Source organism: Actibacterium mucosum KCTC 23349 (genome assembly GCF_000647975.1).
Classification (GTDB): Bacteria; Pseudomonadota; Alphaproteobacteria; order Rhodobacterales; family Rhodobacteraceae; genus Actibacterium; species Actibacterium mucosum.
In genome coordinates this window covers 1-15,742 of the sequence record NZ_JFKE01000002.1, presented here as the reverse complement: position 1 = coordinate 15,742, position 15,742 = coordinate 1, and the positions used below count along the sequence as shown (strand labels likewise).

Below are 15,742 nucleotides of genomic sequence, written 5' to 3'. Positions count from 1 at the left end.
CGTAGCATCGATCGCCTTACAATTCCATCCTAATGGGCGGGGCTTTTGAGTTGTGGCACACTCAATCCCCGCAGTTCGATGCAAAAGGACTGTGCCATGCACTCCCAAATTCAATCCGGCTCAGTAGATCCGCTACTGACCACAAAAGAAGCAGCCCAATTCCTCAATGTTAGTACCTATACGCTCGAAAAGTGGCGGTACCAGGGCCGAGGACCACGATACATTCGTTATCTGAACAAAGCGATCCGCTATCGTCGGTCCGCTCTCCACGCATTTGTTGTGGAGGGTGAAAATGGCTGACTTAAAGTATCTGAAGCAGCGCAGGTTCGACCTTGTCGCAGGTATCGCCTCGAAAATCCGACAAGACGCTTATGCCGCGTTCCAGAAGACTGGCAAGCAGAAGTATCGTCGTGTCGATGACCTTTTAACATCAGAAGTAATTGTTGGGCACCTCAGCGGGGCCCAACCAATCGCCGGCTATGCTGTGTTCGACGATCAAACATATACTGCTGTTCTTGACCTCGACGATCACGACAAGACGCTCAGCTGGGATGTCTTGGTCGCTGCTGCCCGGCCCATTTGCGATGAGCTCCGGCGCCTGGGATTCAAGCCGCTGTGTTGTCGCTCTGGCGGCGGTTCAGGTCTGCATATTTGGTTGGTCTGGCAAGCTTCTCAGCCTGCCAAACTGGTCAAGCAATTCCTGCGTCATGTTCTGGAGACTCAAGGTTTCAGGCATGGCACTGGCGGTGTCCAACTGAAGGAAATCGAGGTTTTTCCCAAGAATGATCGCGTAAAAGAGGGCAGCTACGGCAACGCAGTGGCTCTACCATACAGCCGGTCTTCGGTTCCTCTCAGCGATGATCTTCAACCTATTGATTGGTTGGAATTTGATCCCCCGGCGCTGGAAGATTTGCTGTCTCCGAACGTTTCAGAAGTCTACAAAGCTCCGCCGACCCAGCGAACCACTCAGACAAAGGCCCGTCAAACAGGCGTGGGTTCGGGTTTCGGCCACGATACCCTGCCTGGAGATGAGGAAGAAGTCAGAGCGGCGCTAAAGGTTGTCGAGGCAGATGACTACGACACTTGGATCAGGTTCGGTCTGGCCTTGAAGCATAGCCTTGCCGATGACGGATTTGATATCTGGAATGAATGGTCCGGCAAGTCAAACAAGTATGAGGGTAGTGCTGCATGCCGTGAAGTGTGGGACAACTTCGAACCAGATGGCGACGTGGCCATCGGGACAATCTTTCACATGGCGAAACAGCGAGGCTGGAACGGACCGAGCCATCCCCATATCCGACGCATGAACGCACAATTCGCGATCTACACTAGCGGTAAATCCACAATGATCATCGAAAAGAACCTCGCGCCGGATGATCTCGAGGTCGTCCGAATGGTGGGGAAGGGAGCGTTCGCAGACCGCTTCGCCTGGGATCGGCTGGAAGTGCATGATGCCAACGGTGGGATTTCACGCCCTAGGGTTGTCGACATTTGGATGAATCATCCTCTGGCAGCGCATGTGCACCGGTTGGACTTCGACCCTGACGGCCGACCTGGACAAAACGGAAAGACTTGGAACGTCTGGAGCGGCTTCGACGTTGAGCCTCGACCTGGAGACTGGAGCTTGATGGAAGCACACATCCGCGATGTTGTCGCAGACGGTGACCCCGAACTCAACGAATGGCTCCTCAACTGGATGGCTCTGGGCGTGCAACAACCAGGTCTGGTAGTCGGCACTGCCCCAGTTCTCATGGGATCACCGGGTGTCGGAAAGGGTATCGTGGCCAACGCCTATGGCCGTCTTTGGGGACGCCACTTCTTAACGGTCACGCATGCGACCCATGTTCAGGGAAACTTCAGTGGTCACTTCTTCGGGAAACGCTTTGTGTTTGTCGATGAAGGCATGTTTGGAGGCGATCGTTCGTCAGCCGGTATTATCAAGACACGCATGACAGAACCCTACACCCTCTTCGAGCGAAAAGGGGTCGATGCCGAATTGGTGCGCAACCACCTTCTCTTTATGGTCGCCTCTAATGAGGACTCGGTAGTGCCCGCCGACCTCGCAGACCGTCGCTGGCAGGTGCTCCGCGTGAATGATGCACGCAAAGAAGACCGGCCATATTTCCAGGCAATCGTGGAACAGATGGAAAATGGTGGGTACGAAGCGATGCTTTGTGACCTATTGCACCGCGACATTTCCAAGGGTCCAGATCCGGGGCGCACTATCAAAAACGAAGGGATTTTTGAGCAAGCTCTCCGCGCGGCTGGGCCTGAGGTTCGTTATTTGTTTGCCCTCCTCGACGAAGGCGAGCTACCTCAGCCAGCCGCCCCCGGAAATGGCCCCGGAAAGACGACGATCCGGGCGCTCTACGCCGACATGAGCGAACGTGATCACCGGGCGCGATACGTTCCGCAAAGTGCGTTTGGCCAGAAAGTGTCGCGAATCTTTCCGACCGTATCGAAGGTTCAGAGCGGCGTGTTCATGGAACGAGGGCCGTCTGGCTACGAACGGCGACGCTCGACCCGTTACGAGTTCCCGGAGCTAAAAGTGTGTCGCCACCAGTTCGAGACGTTCGTTGGACTACCGGTTCCGTGGACCTTTCAGGAGCTAGAGTGGCAGGAAATGGAGGAAAGAGCCGAATCGAGCAGCCATTTTTGATGGCTGATTGATATGGGAGAGCTGGGCCGTATTAGCGTAAAAGTTGTTCTGCACGCTATTTCCTGGCTCTCCCTGGCTCTACCCCCCATACAACCCATAGAGCCCATACCAAAACTATCTAGCTGATTCTTTTTCCCTCCAACCAAACCTTAATGGCGGTGGTGGCCTCGTCAGAAGCTTCAGCAGTGTCTATAGCCTACGTTGCGCATGTTCGTGCAAAGGCTTGGGATGCAGTTTGAAACAGCATCGAATACGAGCCGTTGGAAGGTGCGGATGGCGTGATTATCTAGTGGGCGACATGTTGAGGCAATTCTTTTAAGTTACGTCCGCGCTGCGCCCCCTTTCAGCATGGTGTTCGAATCGAGTGTTTTGGAGTAACTGCAAGTTCGGCGAAAGATACAGGCTCCACAGAACGGCTTGCGCGCACGGCACGTGATTGCAGCGTGATCTAGTACGGCCCAGTTGACGCTTATCGGGTCAGTACCATCGACAAGCCAATGACAAGCCGCCTGCAACCATGGGTCGTGTCGAATGTCCGCCAAGCGCCTCGGTCGCAGATACCTCTCAAGGAATCTCGCCATGTTGACGTCGACCAGTGGCTTGCGCCTGTTGTGCTGGAACAGTTGAATGGCGTTGGCCACGTATTGCCCCACAGCCGGCACCTCGGCCAATTCGCGTTCCGACGAGGGGAATTCACCCCGGTGCGTGCTTGCGTAGTTTGCAAGTGCGCTAATTGAACTGGCGCGACGGCGCCAAAGGCCAATTGGCTTCAGCACCTCCTCGAGCTCTTCAGTAGATGCCGACGCCAGATTCAGCCAATCGGGATAGCGTTCAAAAAACGCGTCATAGATCCCGGCCACGGTTTCCGCTCGCGTCCGCTGGAGCAAGACCTCGACGCAAATGCGCTCATATTGGGATGCACCTGGCCTTCTCCAAGGGAAATCACGTCCATACAGCTTGAACCACGCCAACAGCTTCCCACGGGCCCTAGTAATCCGGGACTTGTCGCTCCTGGTCAGTTGATCCGGTGACATTAGCGCCATGACCTAGTGAGATGAATTTAGTAAAGGTAGTCTGGCTTTGAGCCCTTGGCTATTTGGGGCACGCTTATTGGAATTGAGGACCAATCGTATAAGATCATTCAATAGATCGTTCAACTGCACCTCGCATACACTCAATGTTGTGCAGACAGTAGGGTTAAATGTTGCCTCAGCGGCCCTTGCATGATCGAATAGACGGACGACAAAAGGCATAGACAGCCTTCGAGCAGGAAGCATCGCACCAAACATGACCAAGAACACCGCCATGACTTGTGTTGACTTGTTCGCGGGCTGCGGCGGCCTTTCGCTCGGGCTGAAGCAAGCCGGCTTCAAGGTTGAATTGGCTGTCGAAAAGTCCCCAATGGCTGCAGAGACGTACTACCATAACTTCATTCGGCCAGTTGATGATCCCGAGGAATGGCACGCATTCCACGAAGACCTCTCTGTCGAGGAACAGGCTGATGCAGGACTGGTCGTGCGTGAGCTGGAAGCGGTGCTTGGATCGGAGCGGATAATATCTCGACTCCGAGAGGCCGACATCGACCTCGTTGCAGGTGGTCCGCCATGCCAAGGCTTCTCGCTCGCTGGACGCCGCGATCCCCACGACAAAAGAAATCAGCTGCCCTGGCAGTTCCTATCCTTCGTCGCGTCGACCAATCCGAAGGCCGTGATCATCGAGAACGTTTCAGGCTTCAGGAACGATTTCCGGAAGCACGGTGCAAGGTCACCTTTCGAAGAGCTTCGTATCGCGCTCGCAGAGACAGGGCACGGCTATGCAGTGCAACCCATGCTGCTCAACGCAGTTCACTTTGGCATTCCGCAGCACCGCCCGCGGGTCTTCCTCGTTGGGCTGCGTTCTGACCTTGCGACTAAGGCTAACATTTCTGTCACGGCAGAGACTTGGGACTCTTCATTGGATTCACCCGATGTCTCGTTGATTGGACAGCGTCCAGCCCTCGCACCCCAACGGTCTCATTTCGAAGATGAACTGGCACATAGGCACTTGACGGTTGCTGACGCGATTGCGGATTTGGTGGAAAATGGCTGCGACACCAAAGGCTCTCCGTCGCAGTACGCGATGGAAATGAAGTCCGATTCAAGGTTCCTTGTCGGGATTGAACGTCGAGTCGATCGCCCTAATGATTTGAGCAACCATGTTCGCCGCCAGCACTCCGACCTCGTCGAGAGGCGCTTTCGGCTCTACCAATATTTCCGGGATGCCGGAATGCGCCCGGGTGTCCTAGCACTCCCCCTCCGCGAGGACAAATCAACTTATTGGGTTCGTCAATCTTTGCTGGACGCGATTTCCAATGTTCAGTACCCCGTACGAAGTGGAGACGGTACCGTCGTTGCAAGAAATCAACGCGCGCTCATGCGACTGATTGGCAGGCTGGCGACCAAGAAACACAGCCAGCGTGCCTTGGCGTGGGAGAAGCCCGCGCCAACTATTGTGAGCCTTCCCGACGACTATGTGCATCCATCATCACCCCGTGTTCCGACGGTTCGCGAACTTGCTCGCTTCCAATCGTTCCCTGACGCGTTCGAATTCCGCTCCAAGGAGACAACCGGAGCGCACAGAAGGAAATTCGAGGTCCCACAATATACACAGGTCGGAAACGCTGTACCTCCAAGGCTCGGATGCGCGCTAGGCTCACAGCTAATCGACATTCTCAATTCGAGTATCAAGGTGGCGCGGCGCAATCAGAAAGCAACGGCAGTGGCATAGGGCACAAAAGGGAGCGTTTTGCGAATTACCTTGGCAAAGAGAAGAAAGGCTGTCCTTTCATCAGGATACCTTCGTTGTAGCCATTGACGCATCGATAATACGCCCAGTGCGTTTCAAGGCCCGTGACCTCTTGCACCATTCGAGAAACATCGTGTCGGAATCCAATGCGCTCGAATTGCCTCGCGCTTGCGTTTCGTACATTGTGGACGACCCAAGTAGACAATGCTTCGCCCCAGTCATTTTTCCCCGCATCGAAATGAGACAGGAATTGCGAGGACAAGACGACACCCATCCCGAATTCTCGACCCTCTAGCATGAGCTTCATCAGGACGTCGAAATCGCGGTTCATGGCATGGTGAGCTTCATCGATTAGAACGAATGAATCGACCTTGCGCCGCGAGATACCATCCGGGCCTTCCAAGAAAGGTTCCTTGGGCAACATCTTCATGTAGTCGGTGTAGAGGTTGTCCAGAAACATTGTCGCCACTATGTCCACGATGTCCTGTCCCGCGCCACTCAAACCAGACAGGTTCAGAACCGTACTCCTGTCAAATAGGTCCACGAACGTGGTGGTATTCTCGGGATCGGTTTCGAAGATCATCAGGTCGCGAAGCAGGGTCAAAACCGAGACAACGCTGTCGTTCTTACCTAGCGCCGAATAAACGTCGAAGACGTCATTTATTGAAGGCGCGTGACCATGGGCGCAGGATTGGTACGCCTGCATGACGCTTGAATAGAGATCGTTTCTTTGTACTTGGCCAATGCCGGAGATTCGCCGCAGCAGGTCGCAGAAGAAGTTCGCGCGTCGCACGCGTTCGATCTGCACGGCCACGCGGTCATCGGCGTCAACGCCTAGGGCAAAGAAGTTAATCGGAAGGGGCGATTTCGAGGGGTCCAGGATCTTGGCGCCCAACGCCTCGGGAAACTCTCCTTCGGAATAGTCACGCTTGTAGTCAAAGATGAACACCTTGGGAGAATGCCCACGGTTCGACTGCGCCGATCGCGAAAGCTGGAATACCAAGGACTTGAGGAACTGCGTCTTACCGGTGCCGAGGTCACCCACCACCCCGACGTTTAGCTGGTTGAGAGCGGTTTCGCTTGGCCGGAAACTCACCGACTCCATCGTGGCCCCGCGTGGACGGTGACCGACGAGCACGTCGATACCCAGAGGTGCATGTTCACCTTCTTCCGCTTCGTCACAAGGTGACTCTTCTTCACCCTTGTCCACATCTTCTAGGCTGACATCCGCGTCCTTTTCTTCGGCTGTGTCCTCATCGCCGAAGTGTGATGGGTCATCCTTCTGCCCATCGTTGACATTATCGGGAGATTCCTCGCCACCGCCTGTCTCACCATCACCGAGGTCCAAGGCTGATTGCTCGTCCTCCGTGTTTAGATCGTCGTCGGAGGGCTTGACGATCTTTAGGGCAACTGCCTGCTCAACGATTTCTGCGACTTGCACACCAACTTGAGAGAGGCGTTCAGCATCGTCAAAACACCTGGGATTGGCAAAAAACTGGCCAGCTTCGCCAGATGCTCCGGCGCGTTGCTCGTAGAGGCCACCACCTGCACCGACCGCATCCACTTGGAACCAGAGCAGCGTTCCTGCAGACACGGCAATGCTTGCTTTACCTGCGGCAACGCGGCTGAGGATTCCAGTTTCAAGTTGCACGTGCCCCGGCAGTCGCTCTGGGCGAAGCGAGAACGCCGACTCGACCAAGGTGGCCAGCGCGGCATTCACAAGGGCAAGTCTCCCATCCTCACCCGCCATATTTTTTCCGAGCGTCTCCAAGACACGCTTGGTCGAATCCAGCTGGTCCTTCGGGTCAGCCAGTAGTTGGGAGCCCCGCGCTGGGAACGAGGTCCTATCGGCTGACCTCATTTTTACCTCGACAGGATGAAGCTCAATCGAACAGGTGCCGCCGTCCGCCAAACGAATTGTCACAAGCAGCAGATCAGCACGCCTTTGTTCATCTACTGCTCGCGCCCCTTCCCCGAGAATGGCGATCAAGGGGAAAACAGCATCCATGGGAACAATACAGCGGATTTCAGCGCCACCCGCGCGTTTTTCCCATTCCCTGAGGGTCTTGAAGGCAAGAGAAAAGCCCATCGCTCCAAGACTTTGCGTATGCCCCATGGTCAGCAAAGAGGACAGGCCCACGCCACGCACGCCCAGACTCGCTATGACGTTGCGTACATCGCTTGGCGTACTCGCCATACCGCAGTCTCGCAAAATCTTGGCCACTTCTTCGTTCAAGGCATTCGAAGGACGCGCCAAGACGGTGTAGGGATGCGTCGATGCGATTGAACCGGACGACGCCTTCTGTTTGTCGCGCGACAGGAAGGCTGGTCGCCATTCCCAAAGCGCCAATTCACCGGTCGCGCGCCGAAGCTGAAGCGACAATACGGACGGGTCTAGGTGCCTGTTACCCGTGATCGTCCAACGGGCATGATCGCCAAGCAGGTTTTCTCCGAGGCGAAGCGCGGATGCGAGCTTGATGCCCGCACCCGAGGCTTTCAGTGTCTCCACCTTGGCCAGCGCATCTCGAAACGAGGGAAGCTCGCCAAAACTCTCTGCCTGCAAACCAAGCGCAAAACCCGAAACGTCGTCGGACATCTCGTCGGCGCGCCAAGAGCGGAAGCGGTTAAACGGCAACGAAGGCCCGGAAGTCCCCACTGGATCGTCTTCGCCGATGATTTCCTCCGCGCGCACGCGGACCACGGTATCCTCGATGAACTGGATGTCGACGTTCGATGCCGGTCCATACTCGGGATCAGTCGTCCACTCGAACGGGGCGTGCCCAGAGAACCTTCGTGCCTGCAACGCCTCTGGCAGGATTTTCTGTAGGACATTCACGGCACTCGGCAGGTTCCCCTTTCGGTTGCTCGCATCGAAGATGCGAACACCTCCCGGAAGTTCGTCACCGCGGCGCGCAAGTAAGTCTCCAGACGCCGCTATTATGGCTTCGTCGGTCTCGACGTATCTTTCTCCTCCACTTGGCGCCGCTAGGCCAATTCTTAGCTGTGGCGACGACGGGTAGACCCGCATGTAATCGCGCAAGGCCGAAGAAACGCCGCCTTGGTCGAGCCCCGACGGTGCCCCGAATGGCAACTCGAGGCCAAGCAAGCTTATAGACTTGCCCAAGTGGTTTTCTCTCAAAGCTGTTCCAGTTAAGAGTACCCAGCCCGCGAAAAGTTCCCGGGGACCCGGAGCAAGCCCCGCGCTGACCCAACGCTCACTCCCACGAGTTGCTGGTCCCGTTAAGGGGAGAAGCTCGCCGTCAACGAACCGCAGGAACGAAGATGCGACATTTCCGAAGGTCTTGCTGGCGACCAGTTCCCCGCCTGCCTTTTGAACGCTCCAAGACCACGCCATGCGCAAGGGGTGAAGCGGTGAAATTAGCACACCCTCGGGTTCACCTTTCTGTTGGTTAAAGAGCAGGGCAGAGAATGGGTATGCTATCCAGGAGTGGGCTCGAGGTTCGTCAGCTTCGTCTAGAAGTCTCGCGAATGCATCGAGATAAGCGTCGACTTTCTCCGGAGACATGTCCCTAAGGTCAAGCGCGCTGGGCCAGGCACTTACCTCTTGTGCTCCGCAGAACTGACCGAGGTCTAGGTCGTCAAACGCTTGCCAGAACGCCTTTGCACCACTCGACTGAGCCAGTTCAGCGGGAAACTCCAAGTGCACGCGCCCGCCCGTGTTTGAATAGGCTCTTATGCTGTCGGAGTAGGTCAATGCCTGTGCACCACGCCCGCTTGCCTCGAGCACGCAAGCGCCGAAGCAAGAGCGGAGCTCACTCGATGGTGACGCCGCAATGCATTGTTCCATATACCATTGCTCCAGCCAGCCCCGGGGGTCCGACATGAGGTCGTCGCGAAGAGCATCGTCTGCGGGAATGACCGGTTCACCGGTAATGGCGGCGACCAGTGGGTTTACGTATCCATGCTCAACTTCTGGCACCTCGACGGCTACTTGGTAACCATCGACCTCAACCACCGGGTTTTCTGGCAGGGTGGAAGTCGAATAGATCGCTGGAAAGACATCCCCGTCCTGCTCAGCCACGCGCTGGAGCGTCCGCCCACCCACCAATATGGGCTCGGAAGTGGCGCCAATGACTGCCAGCTTGATATTGCTCTGCCCATCGCTCAATTTCAGGGTGGTTGGCTCAATGTCTTCGTCGGCTTGCACGACGGCCCTCGCATCTGCATCAATTGCGTAGCGACCATCTGCCGCAAAGGATGTCAGGGGCTTCCCGGCGGCTCGCCGTTCCTCGAGAGCGATAAGCGTTGGCCTTGCCGGATGCGGGGCACATATCTTTAGGTTAAGTGGTGTCACGAAGTTGGAGCCGGCAACAACACGGACCGGAGAAATCGAAAGAGTGAAAGGTTTCTCTCGCCACTTACCTCCCGAATTCGCGGCGCGGCGCGACAACTCGAAGGTGACCTCGATGACACCCTCCTGCGTGTTGCATGACAGTAGGTCTACTTTCGCGGCACTTGCCGGTCTTACCTCGAACAGTGCGGGACAGTCCCCCCCGCTTTGCCCTGCGTCGACCATCAACCTAAGCAGCATGCGGCCCAGTATTATCTGCCCATCGCTCCCTAGCTCCGGTGAGTAGGGTGGCAGAACATGATCAACACCTTGCCAGCCGAGCTCATCGAGGCTCGTCGCACGTCCTTCGTCGTTTAGTGCAACGAGTTCATAGTTCGGTTCCTGCGAATCCTGTTCTTGGAAGAACGCGCGCTCCGAAGTACTGGCCCATCCATGCAACCAGGATTCCATGCTCCTTTCTTCTGAACCGTGGTAAGCAACCGAAAGAAGGGGATGTCCGCGTAGTGCGCGGGATGTCGCGATACTGTTCCAGTCGAGATCGGCAAGCGCGTGTTGACCGCTGCCTCCGTCATCAACCAAATCGATTGCAACGAGGGAACGTTCTATCGCTTCCTGGGAGCTCCAGTTCTCGGCGATGATCTTGGCGTACTTCTTGGCGCTGTTTTTTTCCGCGTAGAAACAGGCACCGGCCGGCCGAGGCAAGCCAGCTGACGCGAAAACGGCGTCTCGAGCGTGTCCGGGCGACCCAGTGGGTATGCTCTCGAGCGCCGCCGGCAAACGGTCGACGAGCATGTCGATGTGCAACCAGAAGGCATCGGTCCACCGCTTCTCATCGTTCCCGGCTTCCCGGTACGCACGAGATAGAAACGGGATCACGTCCATGAGCGAGTCTCGCAACAGGGGCTTGTCTAAAGGCAAGCCAACGGCCTGGTCGGAGAGTTCGGCAATCTCCCGCGCAAGTGCTTCCACGCCAACGATGGCAGAAGTCGACTCGTGTAAACCCCCTGGCATGCCTCCGGCCAAGGCATCCCGAAAAGTCTCGAGCGACTTTAGTTCACGCGATTGGCCGTCGACCGCAACGAGGACGATGGAACCATCGTGCGCGTTATCCTCGGGGGTACGAAACGCAATGGCCTCTCCAGCAGAGTACTCGCCGTCGTCGTTTCCGATCCGGACTGCTACCCCTCCAACCTCCTCGATGGACCTCGCAACCTCTTGCTTAAACTCGACTTCAAGAGACCTCGGCAAAACGAGCTTGTAGAGGCCGCTTTGTCGACCGCAGATTCTCCCGACCGCGGTTGCTAGCAATCTTTCGGACATGTTCTAGAACCCTGCTACTATCTCGAGCGCATCGTCAGCATCGTGGCTGCTGCGCGCGAGTCCGAAGCCCTCAAGGCGAGAGACGAGCGTTTGTTGCGATGCTTCCACGCCAATCGAGGAAAGCGCGTCTTGTACATCGTTCAAGCGACACAACGACTTGGGACCCGCAGAACAAAGACTTGCAATGGTCACGAGCCACTCCTGCCCAGGCTCCACCCAGGTGTAGCGCCCTGCGCTGCGCAACATGGCATAGAGGTCGCCCGCCCCAGATGGACTGCGATCCACCAACGAATATCGGATCGTCTCCCAGGTATTGTTCGCGCCCCCGGCTTTCGGCGCACCGAGCGCCTGCGATACTATCGGCGCGATGTCGACGCCACGAGCGGAGAGCCTTGCGCGTGATTCTTCAAGCCAGTTAGACAACCCGTCTGGGTCGTCGTCATATTCCGCCGGTGCCTCGATGCCTTCCCAGTCGCCGGGTTCGACCAAATCGGCAAGTAAGGACAGGCACTCGGTACCATCGGCAGCAAGCTTGTTAACAATTGGTACAACGTCGGCGGCAGAACGATCGAGTCGATCGTCCCAAGTGAAGAGACGCTTGGCGTCTTCCATTGCCTCTCGCACGGATTGCCTCGCATCAACGCTGGACGCCAAGGCCGACAGCATCCGTCTGGCGAGATGTAACTCGAACATGTATCCCGTTGCGATTCCCGTTCGGGCTACGCAGGCCGCCCAATCGGTCCAACGTCTACGGGGCATGCTATCGATCCAGTCATCGGAACAAAGCCTGGTCCAGGCGCTCGAGAACCACAGGTAGGGCGTAGCGGGCATGCACGAAAGCCAAGCTGGGCGTCGCACGCCCCTTGGTTCATGGGTTTCAATTCGATTGACCAGATCATCGACACTGTCTTGGAATGGCTCCGGGACCAATTCGGCGATGGCTTCGCTGGCCCATCTCGGCAGTCCGGCCGGGCTGGCATTCAATACTGCCTTTGCCCACAGGGCTGCCACCGAGGAATTCCCTCCTCCCAAGGCAAACATTTGCTCCAAGATAAGGGCGATGTTGGCCGGGTTGTTCTTGCCGGTAGCGCCGCGCCGGTCTTGCAGTAGGGCGGATTCGAGTGTGAGCGGGGTTACGACGGAGCGCGTCGCCTTTGCAGACGAGGGGGCCTCTAGTTCGTGCAGTAGAACGTTGGCAACTACGCGCGCCTCGGTTTTGCTATGTAGACGCAGGTTGTCTTTTAGTTTTGTGGCGATCGCGTTGAAGCGGTCATCGCCTTCCTTGGGGCGGGTAGTTTCAATCGCGGGGTTCTTTCGAGTGCCTCGATCGTTAAAGGCGATGCCTGCCGGCCCAAAATCCTTGTCTATTCGGCGCGGCGATCCCTGCGTCGTTAGTGACCAAGCCAGTTCCGACAGGAACAATTCCCTCGAGGGAATATACTCCGGTCGATTGAGCCCAAAGAATGAAGTGTCGCTTGCCATGCTCTCGCCCTCCTATCTCGTGAAGACCGGCTGGCCGCGGTTGCTAAACTTGAAGCGATGTCGGCTCTCGTCTTGTGACAGCTGGTAGCTCACGAGGCTCGCCCTGATCCTCTCGATACGTGGCTCGATCAACATTAGCGAGTCGGTGAACCCATGGCCGTTCTGGCGCGCCATGGCTTCGCGTAGCAGGTGGAAATCTAGTAGCGCAGTTGCAGCAGGGGGGGCTTCGCCATGCCGCCCCTGTTCGATTTGAAGTTCGACCCTTTCGCCCTCCGCTCTAGCGGTGACCTCGAACCGGTTCCTTTGCAAGCCAATCATTGCTCGCTCGATCGCGCTATCGCCTGCGTCCACACGGGCTTGCAGGAAGGTGAAGAAAGATTCTGCCCCCCGCTCGGTCGAAGGTGGCGCCACGATGTCTAGGATTGCTTCGGACAATTCGTGGGAAAGCCGTTGGCTTCGGTCAGCATCGATCCAAGCTTTCTGCCATTCGTTAACCACGGAACAGTGGGCCGACCAGCCATTTGCCACCCCAACCAGCCGAAACATGTAGCGCCCGTACCAACCCAAGAGCCAATTGCGTCTCACAAGGCTTGAATGCTCGTTACTTGGATCGACCTCGTCGCGGATCACACGCTCGATCTCCGCGTCGAGCGGGCTCCAGTAGCTGGCAACTGCCGAGTTTTCTTCTGCAATTCCTTGCCCCGGGAGTTTACCCTCCTCGATCTCGGCTAGCGCGTCCGCGAGTTCAGTGTTTTGGCGTCCATCGGCGGGCCCGAAATTCCTGAGTGGATCGGCAAGTCGAACCGCGCGCAGCGCATCGTTCTCAGTATCTGCCCAGGGGAACAAGCCACCCTTCTCCCGGTACTTGGAAACGTCGCCCGCATCGAACATGAGCATGTGAGTCCTAATGCTCCCTAGCGCAAGCAACGCCTGCAAGCGTGGCTCTCCTGACTGGTCGCGCACCTCGTGAATGCGTTCATCTACCCAGTCGCGAAGAGACCCCAAGTTATCGGGGCTCGCCGGACCAAGAACCGACTGGACGAAGAGTGCCCAAAGCTCGCGATAAGTAAAATGGGTCCCTGAAATCACTGCGGCCCCCCGCAGCAAGGAGCACCAGCCGCTTGCAACGTCGTCAGAAGACAGCGAGGCAACGTTTGCCTGCACGGGATCAAGTTCGTCGCGCTCAAGCGTATGCCGTATTGTAGTAGCGGCCTGGGTCACGCATTCGTGGAAGGCTACACGCCGTGCACACCGGTCGTCCGAGAGCACCGGCGTAACCTCGACAGATCCCGTCGGAAGGGGCGCGCGATAACCTTCGTACTGATCCTTGGGCGGTGTCCACTGCTCGAGGAGTGATGCTCCGTCCATGTAGACAACGTGGACCACCGCGGAAGGCTCTCCGTTCTTTTGCACTTCGCCGAACACGTAATGTGCTGATGACTTGTCATCGTCGACGAGCTCAATTGTCCAATCCCCCGTTCCCGCGTCGTGTATTTTGCCAGAAAGCAACCAGCCCGCGATAGCCGATGCCATTCGCTCGGCTTCGTCCGCGCCATTCTTTTCGGGTTTGCGCGTTTCACCGATCAACACGCCCCTGTTGATACATGCCAAGAGGTGATCGCCTGATCGCAGAACGTCGCCAAGATCCCGGACTAAGGGAGCTCGGTGCCGGTCAGCAGGAGGGATGGTGGCATCGTTGATGATTCGGAGCCGCTCACCAGTCTCCAAGGCATACTCGTAGGTCCGCTGCGCAAAGCGCGTCCTTTCGCCAAGCCTCTCGCCGTGTATGGCAGAGACCATTTCCGCGGCAAGTTTCGACTTACCGTTGCCGGCCCCTCCCACCAAGAAGACGAGGCACGTGGGGCCATTGGCGCCCTCCGCGCCATTGCACGCACGCGCCAAGGCATCGCATGCCTCGCGTGCCATGGGCGAAGAGGGACCATCGGGCCAGTTCGTTGCGGTGCTTTGGTACTCCGGAGATACTGCTGCACCTAGGCCCCCGAACGACCGCTCCAGAATCCAAGTTGGATAGCTGCTGCTCAATTCGTTTCTCTCTTTACTCTTTCGGACCGGTTATTGGTCGCTTGTGGCGATACTATGGTGCCGCCCTGAAAGTAAGGAGAGCGAAACTACTCATTGGGCTGCAACTTTCGTGACCCTACCAGCTGTAGTCAAACTTTCAACTGAAGCGGGCGCCTCGGGTTACGCCGTCGCAACTATCGACCAAATCCTAGGTCGCTTAATATTCATGTTCTTGGTCATGGCTATTTGCTGGACGCGACCTTGGTTCGAATGGAATGAACAGTGCTCGACGGCGTTCCAAATCGCGAATAGTGAAAAAATGGAGGAAATCCAACGTGTGGTTTTAGTGACCATCTTGAGTTGGGACGATGTGCAAACGACCAGGCAGGCAAGTAAAGTGGCCGTCAAGGAACTAAGAAACGCCAGACACGACTTGAAAATCAGCTATGGGAGTCGTCCTCTTGCAACTGGGATTGCCAAGGTAAATCGAATGCCAACGAAATGGACACAGGGCGAATTGGAAGCGTCGGTTGCTGCATATATGGAAATGCGGCGGAACGAGCTCAATGGCGTGGAATACTCTAAGCAAGCTTATTACCGAGACCTATCAAACAGGTTTGATCGAAGCGCAAAAGCCTTTGAATACCGCATGCAAAACATTTCCTACGTGTTTTCGATCATGGGCAGGCGATGGATAAACGGTTTACCACCCGCCAAGAACGTTGGGATCAACGTTGCACGCGACATTGAAAACATCATCAACCGACTTGAAAAGCGACGTGACGCGCCGGTCGCCTCGTTCGAAGTCGAAGTCGCCAATATCCGTAAAAAGAAGGATCGTCTCCCCCCGCGAGGAAATGAAAAGCCAAGCGCCATAGACGTAACCACTACGCGATTCATGCGCAGTGCCGAAGTCGTTGCTTGGGTTTTGGATTTAGCGAATGGTACCTGCGAGTGCTGTGGCAAGCAGGCTCCGTTCATGAGAGACCATGGCACTCCTTTCCTAGAAGTTCATCACTTGAAGCGACTAGCCGATGGCGGAAGTGACACGATCTCGAATGCAATCGCCATTTGTCCGAACTGCCATAGGGAACTTCACTACGGTGCCGACAAAGATCAACGAAGATTGGTAATGTACGATTTGCTCGAGAGATTGGTCGAAG

General features: G+C 56.5%; 8 protein-coding genes. 4 read left to right on the top strand and 4 right to left on the bottom strand.

All coding sequences use genetic code 11. The features are described 5' to 3' along the window. The first annotated feature begins 78 nt into the window (after positions 1-78). Together ACMU_RS19955 and ACMU_RS03360 are read left to right on the top strand one after the other, a co-directional pair. Positions 79-300: a helix-turn-helix transcriptional regulator gene (locus ACMU_RS19955; RefSeq protein WP_407636986.1), complete on the top strand. Its 222-nt coding sequence runs from the start codon at positions 79-81 to the stop codon at positions 298-300. Then, a complete protein-coding gene (locus ACMU_RS03360) occupies positions 293-2,659 on the top strand; it encodes a PriCT-2 domain-containing protein (RefSeq protein ID WP_035256214.1) in 2,367 nt (788 codons plus the stop codon). The genes ACMU_RS19955 and ACMU_RS03360 overlap by 8 nt, the downstream gene beginning before the upstream one ends. Before the next feature lie 320 nt (positions 2,660-2,979). Here the strand turns inward: ACMU_RS03360 and ACMU_RS03355 are convergent, their stop codons facing one another. Then, entirely contained in the window at positions 2,980-3,693 is a 714-nt protein-coding gene (locus ACMU_RS03355; protein ID WP_051588041.1) for an HhH-GPD family protein, read from the bottom strand. A gap of 253 nt (positions 3,694-3,946) precedes the next feature. Between ACMU_RS03355 and ACMU_RS03350 the strand changes: the two genes are divergently transcribed. Beyond that, positions 3,947-5,425 carry a DNA cytosine methyltransferase gene (locus tag ACMU_RS03350; protein WP_051587887.1) on the top strand — a complete coding sequence of 493 codons (1,479 nt, stop codon included), beginning with the start codon at positions 3,947-3,949 and terminating at the stop codon, positions 5,423-5,425. 25 nt (positions 5,426-5,450) lie between these two features. Here ACMU_RS03350 and ACMU_RS03345 read toward each other — a convergent pair whose 3' ends face one another. From ACMU_RS03345 to ACMU_RS03335, 3 genes are all read right to left on the bottom strand, one after another. Beyond that, a complete protein-coding gene (locus ACMU_RS03345) occupies positions 5,451-10,637 on the bottom strand; it encodes an ATP-binding protein (protein WP_152544499.1) in 5,187 nt (1,728 codons plus the stop codon). Positions 10,638-11,078: 441 nt separating this feature from the next. Continuing rightward, entirely contained in the window at positions 11,079-12,557 is a 1,479-nt protein-coding gene (locus tag ACMU_RS03340) for a hypothetical protein (RefSeq protein ID WP_152544498.1), read from the bottom strand. A gap of 12 nt (positions 12,558-12,569) precedes the next feature. Next, positions 12,570-14,144, bottom strand: a complete 1,575-nt coding sequence (locus tag ACMU_RS03335) for a hypothetical protein (protein ID WP_161635616.1) — start codon at positions 14,142-14,144, stop codon at positions 12,570-12,572. Positions 14,145-14,805: 661 nt separating this feature from the next. Here ACMU_RS03335 and ACMU_RS03330 point away from each other — a divergent pair. Then, positions 14,806-15,742, top strand: a 937-nt coding sequence (locus ACMU_RS03330; protein ID WP_201769864.1) for an HNH endonuclease, incomplete at its 3' end; no start/stop codon positions are given.

Coding starts and splice junctions, on each gene's coding strand:
- ACMU_RS19955 (WP_407636986.1), top strand. CDS start 79: ATGCAAAAGGACTGTGCCATGCACTCCCAAATTCAATCCGGCTCAGTA.
- ACMU_RS03360 (WP_035256214.1), top strand. CDS start 293: ATGGCTGACTTAAAGTATCTGAAGCAGCGCAGGTTCGACCTTGTCGCA.
- ACMU_RS03355 (WP_051588041.1), bottom strand. CDS start 3,693: ATGTCACCGGATCAACTGACCAGGAGCGACAAGTCCCGGATTACTAGG.
- ACMU_RS03350 (WP_051587887.1), top strand. CDS start 3,947: ATGACCAAGAACACCGCCATGACTTGTGTTGACTTGTTCGCGGGCTGC.
- ACMU_RS03345 (WP_152544499.1), bottom strand. CDS start 10,637: ATGGACGTGATCCCGTTTCTATCTCGTGCGTACCGGGAAGCCGGGAAC.
- ACMU_RS03340 (WP_152544498.1), bottom strand. CDS start 12,557: ATGGCAAGCGACACTTCATTCTTTGGGCTCAATCGACCGGAGTATATT.